At 33.9% G+C, this 15,973-nt stretch carries 12 protein-coding genes; 10 read left to right on the top strand and 2 right to left on the bottom strand.

Features of this window, described 5'->3' with window-relative positions:
* Window positions 1-7: 7 nt before the first annotated feature.
* On the bottom strand, window positions 8-1,516 hold the full coding sequence (locus BLR30_RS16515; protein ID WP_089861293.1) for a hypothetical protein: 1,509 nt from the start codon (window positions 1,514-1,516) through the stop codon (window positions 8-10).
* A gap of 62 nt (window positions 1,517-1,578) precedes the next feature.
* Between BLR30_RS16515 and BLR30_RS16510 the strand changes: the two genes are divergently transcribed.
* From BLR30_RS16510 to BLR30_RS16475, 8 genes are all read left to right on the top strand, one after another.
* Window positions 1,579-2,163 carry a thymidine kinase gene (locus BLR30_RS16510; RefSeq protein WP_089861291.1) on the top strand — a complete coding sequence of 195 codons (585 nt, stop codon included), beginning with the start codon at window positions 1,579-1,581 and terminating at the stop codon, window positions 2,161-2,163.
* Between the two features lie 59 nt (window positions 2,164-2,222).
* Window positions 2,223-2,543 (top strand): hypothetical protein, encoded by a 321-nt coding sequence (locus BLR30_RS16505; RefSeq protein WP_089861289.1) that lies wholly within the window; start codon window positions 2,223-2,225, stop codon window positions 2,541-2,543.
* Entirely contained in the window at window positions 2,524-2,826 is a 303-nt protein-coding gene (locus tag BLR30_RS16500) for a type II toxin-antitoxin system RelE/ParE family toxin (RefSeq protein WP_089861287.1), read from the top strand. Before BLR30_RS16505 ends, BLR30_RS16500 begins: the two co-directional genes overlap by 20 nt.
* Window positions 2,827-5,274 (top strand): bifunctional UDP-N-acetylmuramoyl-tripeptide:D-alanyl-D-alanine ligase/alanine racemase, encoded by a 2,448-nt coding sequence (locus BLR30_RS16495; RefSeq protein WP_089861285.1) that lies wholly within the window; start codon window positions 2,827-2,829, stop codon window positions 5,272-5,274.
* A 3-nt stretch (window positions 5,275-5,277) separates the two neighbouring features.
* Entirely contained in the window at window positions 5,278-7,437 is a 2,160-nt protein-coding gene (locus tag BLR30_RS16490; protein WP_089861283.1) for a patatin-like phospholipase family protein, read from the top strand.
* A 4-nt stretch (window positions 7,438-7,441) separates the two neighbouring features.
* Window positions 7,442-7,852 carry an rRNA maturation RNase YbeY gene (ybeY, locus tag BLR30_RS16485; RefSeq protein ID WP_089861281.1) on the top strand — a complete coding sequence of 137 codons (411 nt, stop codon included), beginning with the start codon at window positions 7,442-7,444 and terminating at the stop codon, window positions 7,850-7,852.
* 235 nt (window positions 7,853-8,087) lie between these two features.
* Entirely contained in the window at window positions 8,088-9,950 is a 1,863-nt protein-coding gene (gene mnmG / locus BLR30_RS16480) for a tRNA uridine-5-carboxymethylaminomethyl(34) synthesis enzyme MnmG (RefSeq protein WP_089861278.1), read from the top strand.
* A gap of 114 nt (window positions 9,951-10,064) precedes the next feature.
* A complete protein-coding gene (locus BLR30_RS16475) occupies window positions 10,065-10,886 on the top strand; it encodes a class I SAM-dependent methyltransferase (protein ID WP_089861276.1) in 822 nt (273 codons plus the stop codon).
* Between the two features lie 206 nt (window positions 10,887-11,092).
* On the opposite strand, the gene BLR30_RS16470 is transcribed toward BLR30_RS16475, so the two are convergent.
* Window positions 11,093-12,283, bottom strand: a complete 1,191-nt coding sequence (locus BLR30_RS16470; RefSeq protein ID WP_089861321.1) for a phosphoglycerate kinase — start codon at window positions 12,281-12,283, stop codon at window positions 11,093-11,095.
* A gap of 640 nt (window positions 12,284-12,923) precedes the next feature.
* On the opposite strand from BLR30_RS16470, the gene rpiB reads away from it, so the two are divergent.
* On the top strand, window positions 12,924-13,358 hold the full coding sequence (gene rpiB / locus BLR30_RS16465; RefSeq protein ID WP_089861275.1) for a ribose 5-phosphate isomerase B: 435 nt from the start codon (window positions 12,924-12,926) through the stop codon (window positions 13,356-13,358).
* 379 nt (window positions 13,359-13,737) lie between these two features.
* On the top strand, window positions 13,738-15,891 hold the full coding sequence (rnr, locus tag BLR30_RS16460; protein ID WP_089861273.1) for a ribonuclease R: 2,154 nt from the start codon (window positions 13,738-13,740) through the stop codon (window positions 15,889-15,891).
* Window positions 15,892-15,973 lie beyond the last annotated feature (82 nt).

Raw genomic sequence — 15,973 nt, 5'->3', positions numbered from 1 at the left:
AATTACGTTATAAAAATTTATTTTCTACCAATATCCAGAGTCTCTGGGCATATTCGTCCACTTTATTCCATTTTTTAGAATAATAAAGATCACTCAGGTACTCTTTTGCCTCTTCTAATGTTTTGAAACTGTTAAGATTATTTACTACTTCATTCAACTCAGACTGACTACCGCCGAAAAGTGTTTTTGTAAAAGCAATACGATCATTCAAATCCAGTTTGAATTCCGGCTTTTTCTTTTCAGCCTCCATAAAATCGGTAGGTATATTTGTTTTTAAAATACTTCCTGAATCTTCTTTTTTCTCTTCAGGAGACTTTTCTGATGGTATCATTCTTTCCAGATGGTCATCGTCAAAAAGTGTCTGAACGGCTTTTAATCCTTTGATATGAGCCAGCTTTATCTTTTTTTCCTGATGATACGCTTCAAGATTTTCAAAACTTTCATCAGATGCTGGCTTATCTTTCTCTTTTTCGTGAACAGGTCTGTCGATATCAACAATTTTTCTTCTATCGTTGATCTCTGCCAGAATGGTCTGCTCTTGTTTTTCCTCAGCCGCTGCTTCTTGTTTGATTTCCGTTAAAATATCTTCTACATTTGAAGTATCTGTAGGGATTTCGCCGTTTTCAACCATAGAACCAGAGACTGTAAAATGTTCTTCATTTTCTTCAATCAAAAGCTCATCTTCCAAAAGTTCCGTATCAAAAATACTGGGAATAATTTCATTAATTTCCTGATCTGCTTCATCTTTCACCTCAGTAGCAAAGTTATCCCGTATTTTTTCTTCTTCTTCAAAATAGCTTACATTCTCCTGATTATCAGAAATTTCGTTTTCAAATCCATCAATTTCATTAAGCTGATTATTAAAGATCACTTCTTCTTCGGTATTTTCATCGCTGAACATTTCTTCATCAATATCATTTTCATGATCGGGTTCTGAATCGGCTAATATCCTTTCCTCGTCTACAAAATTCAATGTATCATCCTTTTGCTCAGAAATTTCGTGTTCCTCCAGCTCTTTCATTTGTTCAGTGAAAACATCTTCCGCTTTTTCAACACCATTGGAATTTTCCTGAACAGCAATTTCCGCTTCAGGATTTTCTTCGACGAAATTAACCAAGGTTTGATGCAATTGACCTTCTACAATTTCATTGAGCTGATTATTGAAGATCGCTTCTTCTTCCGTTACCTGATCAGAGGAAGGATATTCTTCATTTTCCCCGATCTCATTAAGCCTGTTATTAAAAATAACTTCTTCTTCCTCTATAAAATTTTCAGACTCATTGAATTGCTGATAGGATAATTTTTCCTGATTTTCATGAGACGATGAAAAATTTTCGCCACTGAAATGCTCTATATTTTTTTCAAGCAAGCATAAAAACGAAATTCTGTTGGCAAGCTCATCTACAAGATCCTGCTTGGAAAGTAATTCATCTACATTGCTTATTTTATCCAGAACAGCGATCATATTCTTGGATTCAAAAAAAATCTTTTCCTTTAAATCTTGGATGTTTTGCATATAAGAATCTTGTTAAAAAATTGCTTACTTTTGATGTTAAAAATATACGGCTAATTTAACAAATGTTTTTAGAAAATACAATTAATCATTCCAAACAAAGCGGTTGGATGGAAGTTATTTGTGGCTCAATGTTTTCCGGTAAAACCGAAGAGTTAATCAGAAGGCTGAGAAGGGCAGAAATGGCGGGGCAGAATGTAGAAATTTTCAAACCTAAACTGGATACAAGATATTCTGAAGAAGATGTGATTTCTCATAACCAGAATAAAATACGCAGTACACCGGTAGAAAATCCCAATGAAATACTTTTGTTGGCTTCTAATTGTGATGTGGTGGGAATTGATGAAGCACAATTTTTCGATGAAGGCATTGTTGATGTAGCCAATCAGCTGGCTAACAACGGAATCCGGGTGGTTATTGCCGGTCTGGATATGGATTTTTTAGGAAGACCTTTTGGCCCGATGCCCAATCTTATGGCGACTGCCGAATATGTAACGAAAGTACATGCGATCTGCCGAAGAACAGGAAACCTGGCTAATTATTCGATGAGAACTTCAGAAGGAAAAGATCTCGTAGAGCTCGGAGAAACAGAATCTTATGATGCAGTAAGCCGAAGGGTTTTTGTAGAAGAAGTTTTAAATAAAAAATAATTTAATATCAAAATTATTATTAATTTTACTCAAAAAATAATAGTAAAAACTATCGAAAAATGATATTAGAAATTAAAAATTATATAAAAATCAGTAATTCCATTGATGAGATCTTGAAAAATTCACCCTTCAAGCTGAAGTACATCATTGAAAAAAGCGGGATTTCTGAACCTACGTTTTTTCGAAAAATGAAAGAAAAAAAATTTCTTCCGGAGGAATTACTGAGAATTGCTGAGATTATCGAGCCTGAAAAAACTTTTTTACAATCATTAGAAGAAGCTGAAGATGATTTTAAAAACGGAATTTATCATTCACACGATGATGTGATGAAAATTTCTGAAGAACGATTTCTGAAAAAATATGGAAATAAGGTGGTCTAGATTTGCTCTTCAGGATCTTGAACAGATTGAAGATTATATAGGAAACAGATTTACCTATAAAGAATATCAGAATTTTATCAATATGCTTAACCATAAATTAGCTTTAATCATTGATAAAAAAGTAATTTTTCAGAAGCTTGAAAAATTCCCTGATTACAATAAACTCTTAATTACAGAACAAACAACTCTGATCTACAAATTAGAATCAGAATATGTGAAAATATTACGGCTGTATAATAATTATCAGGATGAAGACAAAAAATTTATAATAGACGATTTATAAATGAATTACACTGCAGAAGATATTACAGAAATCACAGGTACAAAAATTATTGGAGATAAAAACCGGATCATCAAAAACATTGCTTTTGACAGCAGGCTTATTTATTCTACCAAAAATACCGCATTTATTGCCATTAATACGCTTAAAAATTCTGGAGAAAAATTCATTGAAGCAGCAATTGACCGTGGAATTGAGATCATTATTTCTGAGCATTATTATCCGAATTATGAAAATATTACCTGGATTATTGTCGATAATTCTGTTGAATTTCTCCAAAAACTTGCAAAGTATCATTTCGAAAATTCTCAAATAAAATCTATCGGAATTACAGGCAGCAACGGTAAAACTATTTTAAAAGAATGGCTCTATCAATGTCTTTGGAATGAGTTTCCTACGGTAAAAAGCCCTAAAAGCTTTAATTCTCAAATTGGTTTGCCTTTATCATTGCTTCAGATCAATTCTTCGCACAAACTGGGAATCTTTGAAGTGGGAATTTCAAAGCCTGATGAGATAGAAAAACTGGAAAATATATTTCATCCGCAGATTGGTTTGCTGACTCATATCGGAACTGCCCATCTTGCCAATTTCAAATCGGAAGAAGAACTGATTGATGAAAAAATTAAACTTTTCAGAAATTCTGAAGTTATTATATACAACGGAGATAATTTACTGGTTCATAAAAAGATAAATAATTTATATTCAAGTAAAAAATTAATTTCTTACGGATTTAAAGAAAATAATAACATTCGTTTTAAAACTAATATTCCAAAAGAAGAAAATGTAGTAGTAAAATACTTTGACGAAGAAATTTCCTTTCCTGTTCATCAAAGAGATGAAGCCACTTTAACGAATGCGCTCGCGCTTTTAACAGTCTTAAAAGAGTTAGGAATTGATAATAAAAATATTATTGAAAAAATCAATGCTTTAAAGGCGGTTGAGATGAGGCTTGAAGCCGTAGAAGGGATTAAAAATAATATCATCATCAATGATTCATTTAATCTCGATTTAGATTCTTTAAAAACAGCCCTGCAATTTTTAAATGAGTATAGTAAGCCCAAGAAATCTTTAGTTCTTACGGATATTGTTGATGTAAACTCAAATTCAAAAGAACTTTATCTGGAAGTATCACAATTGGTAAATGAGCAGAAGTTTGATAGCGTTTTTCTGATTGGCAATGAAATATCAAAATATAGTGAATTATTTAATTCTGAAACCTTTCCTTTTGTTAATACTCAGGAATTAATTGATAGTAAACATCTTACAGAAATACAAAATCAGATTATTCTTCTAAAAGGAGCAAGAAAATTTGAGATCGAGAGACTTAAAGATATTCTTGAACTTAGAAAACATGATACTGTCTTGGAAGTCAATCTGAATGCAATTCTTCACAATATCAATTATCATAAATCTTTGCTCAAACCTACAACTAAAATGATGGCTATGGTAAAGGCAAATGCTTATGGTTTAGGAAGTTATGAAATTTCAGAATTTTTACAGCATCATCATATCGATTATTTAGGCGTTGCTTTTGTTGATGAAGGCGTTGAACTTCGTAAAAAAGGAATTACAGTACCTATTATTGTAATGAATCCCGAACAGCATAGCTATGAAACCATAATTGCTTATAATCTTGAACCGGAAATTTACAGTTTGAGGGTATTGGACTTATTTTACGAAGCAGTGCAGAAATCCGGTTATGATAAGAAATATCCTATCCATATCAAACTGGAAACAGGAATGCATCGTCTTGGTTTTAAGGATTTTGAATTGGATGAATTAAGTAATAATTTAAATGGTAAAAACTTAAGAGTTAGAAGTATTTTCAGTCATTTATCTTCTTCAGATTTACCAGATGAAAAAGAATTTACCTTGGATCAACTTAAAACATTTGATATTAACTCGAATTCTTTGATAAAAAATTTGGGCTATTCCCCTATTCGCCATATTCTTAATTCTTCCGGAATTACAAATTATACAGATTATCAATATGATATGGTAAGAATAGGAATAGGAATGTTAGGAGAATCATCAATTAGTGAAATACAAAAACAGCTGCGCTCGGTTGTAAGCTTTAAAACAGTTATTTCACAAATATCGTTGGTAGAAAACGGAGAATCAGTAGGTTATAGCAGAAGATTTAAGACAGATCATGCTACCAGAATTGCCACTATTCCGGTGGGATATGCGGACGGAATTCCAAGATTGATAGGAAATCAGGTGGGGAATGTAGGAATTCATAAAACTCTTGCTCCTATTGTAGGAAATATCTGTATGGATATGATGATGATAAACGTAGACAATATTGCTAATGCAAAAGAAGGTGATACGGTAACAATATTCAATGCAAAACCAACATTAAAAGATTTTGCAGGGTACTGCAAAACCATCACATACGAAGTATTAACATCCATTTCCCCACGTGTGAAAAGGATTTATGTAAAAGATTAACAAATGAGAAAACTACTGATCCTTTTATTGGTATTTCATATATTTTTGATTCAGTCGCAAATCAAAAAAGATTTAGTGATTCCGAAAAATCCGAGGATCGGGCTGTCTCTTGCAGGCGGAGGGGCTAAAGGATTTTCTCATGTAGGCGTGCTTAAAGTACTGGATTCTTTGGGTGTAAAAGTAGATTATATTGCCGGAACAAGTATGGGAGCAATCGTCGGAGGTCTCTACGCTTCAGGGTATTCCGGTAAAGACATTGAAAAAATTGTAATGGATACTGATTTTTATTCATTAATTATGGATCCGAAAGCCACAAGGCAGGAAACCACGTTTTTCAATAAATCGGTAGACAAATATTTACTTACTATACCTTTTAAAAATGGGAAAATATCGCTACCCTCTTCTATAAGCACCGGACAGAAAAATGTTTATTTATTAAAAGAACTTTTTAAAAATGTTTCTAATATAGATGATTTTTCAAAGTTACCTATTCCTTTCATGTGCGTTGCTACCAACCTGGAAAGCGGAAATATGCAGATATTTGAAAAAGGAGATCTCGTACAATCTATTATGGCCAGCTCAGCTTTTCCTTCGCTGATGGATCCTGTGAAAATTGGTGATAGCATTTACATTGACGGAGCAATGACCGTTAATTATCCATCAAAACCATTAAAAGATAAAGGAATCGACATTGTAATCGGAGTGGATCTCAATCAGGATCTGTCTAAACGGGAAGATTTGGGAAATATCATCTCTATTTTGAATCAGGTGATTGATTTCGGTATTAAAAAAGATACCAGAAGACAATATAAATATACAGATATCAATATAAAACCCAACCTTGAGGGGATGACTGCAACAAGCTATGACGAGAAGAAAAAAATTCTTGACAGCGGATATACAGAAGGTCTTAAATATTCAGCGATTCTGGATGAATTGCCCAAGCGGCCGTTCGACCGTCTCAGGCAGCGCATAAATCCCATATATTCCAACGTATATAAGATAGATAGCATTGCCATAGAAGGCGGCAGAATTTATGGCAAAAACTATGTTCTGGGAAAGATGGGACTACGGCTTCCGTCTATGCAGACCTATGGAAGTATTAATAAGAAGATAGATAAGCTTGTCGCTACCAACAATTATAAATTTATTAATTATGATATTGTATCAGAAAATGATGCTAATTATCTCAAACTTTACGTCACCGAAGATAATGCTCGAAACTTTTTAAAATTCGGACTGCATTACGACGAAATTTTTAAAACAGGACTTCTTCTTAATTATTCTGCTAAACGCCTCTTATTTAAAAATTCCAATTTATCTGTTGACGTTATTGTAGGTGATAAACCCAGATATTATTTAAATTATTTCATAGATAACGGCTATATTCCTGGTTTTGGGATCTATTCATCGGGAATGCGCTTCAATATACAAGATATAAATAACTATTCTATAGATCAATGGGAGTGGCTTCGTAATGAAGCATATATCCAATCGATATGGAGAGATAAATTTGCAGTAGGTACCGGCATAAGTCACGATTATTTTCAAGCTGAATCTAATGGAAACAACAAACGTATCAATCGCTTCTTAAATCCTTATATATTTTTAAAAAGTGATACTCAGAATGACAGAGACTTCCCTACCCGCGGTATTTATATTAATGCAGAAGGTAAGGTAATTGATTTGATGAAATCAGAAGTTGAAAAAAGACTGGTGCAGGTAAAAGCAGATATCAGAATAAATATCCCTCTTTCAAAACATTTCTCTTACAGACTTAATCTTTATGGGGGAATTACACTGGGAGAAAATCTGCCTCAATTCTATCAGTATAGACTTGGAGGTATATTTGAGCAAAATACAGTCAATTTCAGAAGTTTCTCAGGTTTCTATTTCGGACAATTAAACAGTAACAACGTTGCTCTTATATCCAATGATCTGCAATTCAGGTTTAGCAAAAACTATTTTATAAGCGGAAATTTTTCTTTTGCCAATCTATCAGATGATATAAGTTTTGAAGATGCTGCAAAATTAAATTATAGCTCAACGGGAATTACCGCAGGATACAGATCACCGTTTGGACAGATTAAAATAAACTTCAGTCACTCACTCAAAAATAATCAAAAAGGCATATTCAGTGTCATTTTAGGACACTGGTTTTAATACGATGATACAATTCTTTTACGAAAATTTACCGGAAACCGTCAATACAGACTACAAAACATGGCTGGAAAGCATCATCCTTTCAGAAGGAAAAAAGCTTGGCGAAATCAATTATATATTTTGTGATGACGAATATTTACTGAAAGTGAATCAGAATTATTTACAGCACGACTACTATACGGACATCATTACTTTTGACTATGTAAAAGGTAAAACCATAAGCGGAGAGATTTTCGTATCTTTGCAGCGCATTTCTGAGAACGCTTCTACTCTAGCCAAAGAATATGAAGAAGAACTCAGAAGGGTTTTAGCGCATGGTATTCTACATCTTTCCGGATATAAAGATAAAACACAGGAAGAAGAAAGACTGATGCGTAGCAAAGAAGATTTTTATTTAGCAACATACAGCAACTAAATTCAGGAGTTTTATTTTTTAAGTATAATATTTACTCTAAATTTTTAGGAGCTTAATCCCGCTCTCCGCACTCGCTATTTTCTTTTTTTCAAAAAGAAAATGAGCTCAGACAAATGCTACGATCGGGGCTAAAAAGACGCATTACAGACGATTTCAGACTGTAATTTCATTTAATGTTTCACGTGAAACATTTATAAAAAAGATTAAAATTTAAAGCTTAAAAACAAGCAATAAAATGATTTCAGAAATATATGATGTTATTGTAGTTGGTGCAGGCCATGCAGGATGCGAAGCAGCAGCAGCAGCAGCTAATTTGGGTTCGAAAACACTGCTCATCACAATGAATATGCAGACCATCGGACAAATGAGCTGCAACCCCGCAATGGGAGGTATTGCCAAAGGACAGATCGTTCGCGAAATCGATGCGATGGGTGGATATTCAGGGATTGTAGCGGATAAATCTGCTATCCAATTTAAAATGCTTAACCTTTCAAAAGGTCCTGCCATGTGGTCTCCAAGAACCCAAAATGACAGAATGCTTTTTGCAGAAGAATGGCGATTAGCACTAGAAAATACACCTAATCTTGATTTTTTTCAGGATATGGTAAAACAACTTATTGTAGAAAATAATAAAGTTACAGGTGTTGTAACTTCATTAGGAATAGAAATAAAAAGTCGTTCTGTCGTTCTTACAAACGGAACATTTCTAAACGGATTAATTCATGTTGGTGATAAACAATTGGGAGGAGGAAGAATGGGCGAACCAAGAGCCTTCGGAATCACAGAACAGCTAGTTTCTTTAGGTTTCGAAGCAGGAAGAATGAAAACCGGTACTCCACCGCGTGTAGACGGCAGAAGCCTTGATTATTCTAAAATGGAAGAACAAAAAGGAGATGAAAATCCTCAAAAATTCAGCTACTTAGATACTCCCAAATTAACTAAACAATTAAGTTGTCATATCGTTTATACAAACGAAACAGTTCACGATATTTTACGTGAAGGATTCGATAGAAGTCCTATGTTTAATGGTACAATTCAAAGTTTAGGCCCAAGATACTGTCCTAGTATTGAAGATAAAATCAATCGCTTTGCCGAGAGAAACAGGCACCAGCTATTTGTAGAACCAGAAGGCTGGAAAACCGTAGAAATTTACGTGAACGGATTTAGCTCTTCCCTTCCGGAGGATGTACAGATTAAAGCAATGAAGCATATTCCCGGATTTGAAAATGTAAAAGTTTTCCGTCCAGGTTATGCCATTGAGTATGACTACTTCCCTCCTACTCAGTTAAAGCATACATTAGAGACAAAAATTGTCGATAATCTATATTTTGCAGGACAAATTAATGGAACAACCGGCTATGAAGAAGCAGCGGGACAAGGTCTTATTGCAGGTATAAATGCTCACAATAAAGTACACGAAAAAGAAGAATTTATCCTTAACAGAGATGAAGCTTATATTGGTGTATTAATTGATGATTTGATTACAAAAGGTACTGAAGAACCATACAGAATGTTCACTTCCAGAGCTGAATACCGACTTATTTTAAGGCAGGATAATGCAGATATCAGGTTGACAAAGAAATCATATGATCTGGGATTAGCAAAAGAAGAAAGGTTAAAAAGAGTTGAAGAGAAAGTATCTAAGAGTGAAGAACTTGAAAACTTTCTTCGAGAAACTTCTTTAAAACCAGGAATAATTAATCCTATTTTAGAATCCATTGAAAGTAGTCCTGTGGATCAGGCTTACAGAGCAGCTCAAATACTCACAAGACCTAATATGACATTAGAAAAATTGGATGAAATTGATTTTATTAATGAATTTTCTTCTTCTTATGATGATGAAGTGAGAGAACAGGCTGAAGTAAACATTAAATATAGAGGATACATTGAAAAGGAAAAAGAAAATGTTGCCAAACTCAACAGATTGGAAAACATTAAAATTCCTGAAGACTTTGATTACACAAAGATTTCAAGTCTTTCCGCAGAAGCGAAACAAAAGATGTCTAATGTGAAGCCAAAAACTATTGCTCAGGCAGGAAGAATTAGTGGTGTTTCACCTGCTGATATAAACGTTTTATTGGTCTATTTAGGACGTTAAAAATAAAATGTTTCACGTGAAACATAAATAAAATTAAAGTGAAAATTAAGGTATTTATGAACTTATTATAAGCAATTGATATCTGAATTTTATTTATTACAGAAAACCAATACAATGAAAATTAAAGATCATTTTCTCACACAGGAAATATTTGAAATTAGAGAAACTGAAACAAAAGGAGTTTTCAAAACCTTCCCTATTCCGGAAAATATTTATAAATATTATGAAAGTGAAGATTATATTTCCCACCATCAGGATTCAGGAAGTTTAAAAGAAAAATTATATAAATTTCTGCAATCATTCAATTTGCAATACAAGAAAACAATTCTTTTAGACAGAATAAAAAAAGGTTCAAAAGTTCTGGATTACGGTTGCGGTGCAGGTGAATTCGTAAAGTATATAGAAAATGATTTTACAGTTTTCGGTTTTGAACCGGATGCTGACGCGAGAAATGCTGCATCAAGAAAATTGTCAAAAGCAACGATTCTGGATAACATAAACAGCATTGAAGATAATAGCCTTGATGCGATCACTTTATGGCATGTTTTCGAACATATTGAAAACCAGGATGAGATGCTTGAAGTTTTCAATAAAAAATTGAAGGAAAAAGGATTATTAATCATTGCCGTCCCCAACCCTACTTCTTATGATGCTTTACATTATAAAGAATATTGGGCAGCTTATGATGTACCAAGACATATCTATCATTTCACAAAAAAAGGAATGGAAAATTTAATCAATAAGAAACCAAACTGGAAATTAAGAAAAATAAAACCTTTGGTTCTGGATTCTTATTACATCTCCATGCTAAGCGAAAAATACAAAAAATCTTCCTTATTTTGGCTAAAAGCCATGATCTTTGGAACGATTTCGAACGTAAAAGCACTTTTTTCGAGCGAATTTTCAAGTTTGATATATATTATCGAAAAAAAGTAGAAAACGGAAATTTAAGCTATTTCTGAAGGTCAATTTTTCGAATTTTCTCTATTGGAATCTTAAAACTCATAAAATTTATGAGTTTTTTTATTTAATAAAATTTTGGAAAATAACATTATGGAAAACTCAAAGTATTATTTTTTAAATTAAGGAATAAAATAATCCACTGAAAAAATCAGTGGATTATTTATTGTCAAAAAGAAATTTTAATTATTAATCGCTGCTACTCCCGGAAGTTCTAAACCTTCCAGACTTTCCAGCATAGCTCCTCCCCCTGTAGAAACATAACTTACTTTTTCGCCATATCCAAATTGTTTAACGAATGCTACGCTGTCCCCTCCTCCAACTAATGAGAAAGCTCCCTGTTTTGTTGCTTCGGCAATGCTCTCACCAAGTGCTACAGTTCCTGCTGCAAAGTTTGACATTTCAAAAACTCCGATTGGGCCGTTCCAAAGAATAGTTCTTGAATCCAATAACACATCATTAAACTGATCTCTCGACTTAGGGCCGGCATCCATTCCCATCCAACCTTCAGGAATATCATAAATATCCGATTCTTTTCTTTCCGCATCATTACTGAAACTTTCTGCAATAATAGTATCAGAAGGAAGATACACTTTTACATTATGATTTTTTGCCTTTTCTAAAATTTCCAGTGCTAATGGCAATTTATCCTCTTCAACCAAAGAAGTTCCAATTTTTCCTCCTAGCGCTTTAATGAATGTAAAAGCCATTCCGCCACCGATAATTAAATTATCTACAGCCGGAAGAATATTTTCAATAATCGTAATTTTAGTTGAAACTTTGGATCCTCCAAGTATCGCAGTAACAGGACGTTCCCCGGATTTTAAAACTTTGTCAATCGCTTTAAGCTCATTAGCCATCAATAAACCGAAAAATTTAGTTGAAGGAAAAAACTGAGCAATTACTGCTGTAGAAGCATGCGCTCTGTGTGCTGTTCCAAACGCATCATTTACGTAAGCGTCACCCAATTTTGAAAGCTTTTCAGCAAAACCTACATCACCTTTTTCTTCTTCATTATGAAAACGCAGATTTTCCAGTAAAAGAATCTCTCCCGGATTAAGATCAGAAGCTGCCTGCTCCGCCTTCTCTCCTATGCATTCATCTACAAATTTTACCTGATGTCCCAAAACATTGGAAACTTCATCTAGAATATGCTTAAGAGAAAATTCATCCTTTACTTCTCCCTTAGGTCTTCCCAAATGCGCCATTAGAATTACAGCTCCACCATCCTGAAGAATTTTATCTACTGTTGGTTTTACAGCAACAATTCTTGTATTATCGGTTACTTTCAGCTGGTCATCCTGTGGAACGTTGAAATCAACCCTTACAAGAGCTTTTTTACCATTAAAATTGAAATCATTGATTGTTTTCATATATACATTTATATTATTTCTTCGATCATAGAAAAAATGGCTGTTAACGCAGATTAATACTTTAACTGCTGCATTCAAGCCCATTTTATCGTTGAGTTTTCCTTTCCACAAATGTAAGATTTTAAAGTTTTTGAAATGCCGCAACCTTTCAAAAGTTTTCAGAAAAGTTTTTCGCAAGCTCAACAATCACCTATCAACATAATTTTTCTTTTATAAAAAAAAGAATACGTTATTGTTGTTGAGTGTTGTGAATTTAGGGGATAAGTTTTTGTTAAAATTTTCATAACACTTAATTTCATATTCAATTAACATTTTATTTACATTATAATCTCTTGTAAATCTGATTTTTCACTTCGTTACTAACAATTATTGATAACTTTTCCCCAATTTCCTTTATTAATAACTGATTTATGGAAAACCCAACGAATTTCTGCACAAAAGTTTTTTGAAAATTTTAACATTTTTTTTGGTCTGTCTTTTCATTACAAATTTTTCTAATGTTACGAAACATTTATTTTACCGGAGTTATCCACACTTATTCACAATGCTTTTCACAATTTACCCACGAAAGACTAACAAACATTGTTATTATTCTTACCTTTGTATTGAAATAAATCTGGAAAAGACTAATTAAAACAGTATGAAAAGAAAAATTGCGATTGCTGCTGACCACGCAGGCTTCGAATATAAAGAGATTGTTAAAAACTATTTGTCGGAAAACTTTGAAGTTCAGGATTTTGGAACGTTTTCCACAGACAGTGTGGATTATCCTGACTTTGTACATCCGGCGGCTACTTCTGTAGAAAACGGGGAGAATGAGCTCGGAATCTTACTTTGTGGAAGCGGAAACGGAGTTCAGATTACTGCCAACAAGCATCAGAAAATACGTTGTGCCCTTTGCTGGATGCCGGAGATTGCTTCACTGGCAAGACAGCATAACGACGCGAATATGATTTCGATTCCTGCGAGATTCATTTCTAAAGAATTAACATTAGAAATCGTAGATAAATTCCTCTCTACAGATTTTGAAGGAGGCAGACACCAGAAAAGGGTTGATAAAATAGCATACTGCTAAATATAAAGGCTTGTAAATCAAATTACAAGCCTTATTTATTTTTTATTTTGTATATTTGCACCGTCCGGCAGATATTACCACGCTGTCATTTCCACAAAACCTATAGTATTAATTTAAAAAAATTTAACAAAGGGTTTTTCTCATCACTTCATCATTTTTGTATTAAATTTATACAGAACTAAACTTCTCTTTATTGTAATACTTGGAAAGAAAATTGCTGAAGTTGTAATAAATGAACCTTGCAAAACCACATACAACATTTTATTAATGATATCTAAAATAAAGGTATAATTCCTTGTGTTATTCGATATTGATAGATAATAATACAATATTGCCAAAGTGGTAAGCAAAGGTTCAAACAAAAAAATTAAAATTTAAAATGCCAAAAAAAAGAAAATATATAAGTCAGAAAAATGACCATAAACTACAGGAAATAGGAAGATTAATCCTCCGTTTTATGAACGAAAATTCTACGAAAATTTACAACTATAAACAAATTTCGGACGGAATTGATTATAAAAATCCAAGACAGAGAGAACTTGTCATTCAGGCTTTACACAAGTTGCAGGCTTCTGAGAGAATTAAAGAAACTGAAAAAGGAAAATACATTGTTAACCTTAATATTAAAGGAACTTTAACAGGAATTATTGATTTTAACCAGTCAGGAAACGCCTATGTGAATGTTGAAGGTTTGGAAGATGATATATTTATTCATTCCAAAAATGTAAAAGATGCCTTACAGGGCGATAAAGTTTTAATCGTTACCTACACATACAAAGGGAAAAAACTGGAAGGTTCCGTTCTGGAAGTTCTGGAAAGAACAAGAACAGAATTTGTGGGAACTCTTCAGGTGGTCGCCCATAAAGATTTTGGATTTGTAGTTTGTGATAAAAAGACCATTAATACAGATATTTTTATTCCGAAAGGAAAATTCGGAGGCGCTGAAGACGGGGATAAAGTCGTTGTAAAAATGACAGAATGGAGACCAGGTGACAAAAATCCTGAAGGAGAAATAATTCAGGTTCTGGGAGCTCCGGGAGAACACGAAACAGAGATTCACTCGATTCTTGCAGAATACGGGTTGCCTTACAAATTTCCTGAAGAAGTAGAAAAAGATGCCGACAAAATCGATAGAAGTATCAACGATGAGGAGGTATCAAAGCGCTGGGATATGCGTGGAATCACAACATTTACCATAGACCCGAAAGATGCGAAGGATTTCGATGATGCTTTATCCATTAGAAAACTGGAAAACGGAAACTGGGAAATCGGAGTTCATATTGCCGATGTTTCGCATTATGTTGTTCCAGGAACGATTCTGGATGATGAAGCTTACCAAAGAGCAACGTCTGTATATTTGGTAGACCGCGTTGTACCGATGCTACCCGAAGTATTGAGTAATGATGTATGCTCACTTCGTCCGAATGAAGATAAATTTACATTTTCAGCAGTTTTCGAACTGGATGAAGATGCAAATATTAAGAAACAATGGTTTGGTAGAACGGTTATTCATTCCGACAGAAGATTTACCTATGAAGAAGCCCAGGAAAGAATTGAAACAAAGCAGGGTGATTATCAGGAAGAAATCAATGTTTTGGATAAATTAGCGAAGATAATGCGTGCAGAGCGTATCCGACAAGGCGCTATCACATTTGACCGAAGTGAAGTACGATTCAATCTTGATGAAAATAACGAACCGATCGGAGTATATTTTAAAATCAGTAAAGATTCAAATCACCTGATTGAAGAGTTTATGCTCTTGGCCAATAAGAAGGTTTCAGAATTTGTTTCATTAAATAAAAAAGGAGATATTACTCAAAATACCTTTATTTACAGGGTTCACGACGATCCGGATCCTGCAAAATTAGAATCGTTGAGAGATTTTGTTTCAACGTTCGGATACAAAATGAATCTTGCTAACACTAAAAAAGTAGCCGAATCCCTGAACAAATTATTACATGATGTAAAAGGAAAAGGTGAAGAAAATATGATTGAAACGCTTGCGATGAGAAGTATGAGCAAGGCAGTTTATTCCACAGAACCGATTGGTCACTACGGACTTGGTTTTGAGTACTACAGCCACTTCACCTCTCCTATCCGCCGTTATCCGGATCTTATTGCACACCGATTGCTGCAGCATTATCTTGACGGAGGAAAATCACCAAATAAAGCGGAAATTGAAGAAAAAGCAAAACACTGCAGTTCTATGGAACGCCTGGCAGCGGATGCGGAAAGAGATTCCATCAAATTCATGCAGGTGAAATTTATGGAAAAACACCTGGGAGAAACATTCACTGGTGTGATTTCAGGAGTCGCAGAATTCGGTTTCTGGGTAGAAATCCCTGAAAATGGCGCCGAAGGTTTAATTAAATTAAGAGATCTTGTTGATGATTCTTATTCTTATGATGCTAAAACTCACGCAGTGTACGGAATGAGACATGGCAAGCGTTACCAGCTGGGAGATCAGGTACAGATCAAAGTTGTAAAAGCCAATCTGATTCAGAAACAATTGGATTTTAAGATTGTTGAATGATAAAAAAAATTAATTATAAACTCCGTTTTATCTACATGGTGAAACGGAATTTTGTTTTTATGGAGGAAAATATTCACGATTG

Source organism: Chryseobacterium taeanense (assembly GCF_900099685.1).
GTDB classification, from domain to species: Bacteria; Bacteroidota; Bacteroidia; order Flavobacteriales; family Weeksellaceae; genus Chryseobacterium; species Chryseobacterium taeanense.
The sequence above is the reverse complement of the archived record's forward strand: the minus strand, read 5'-3'. Positions and strand labels throughout refer to the sequence as shown.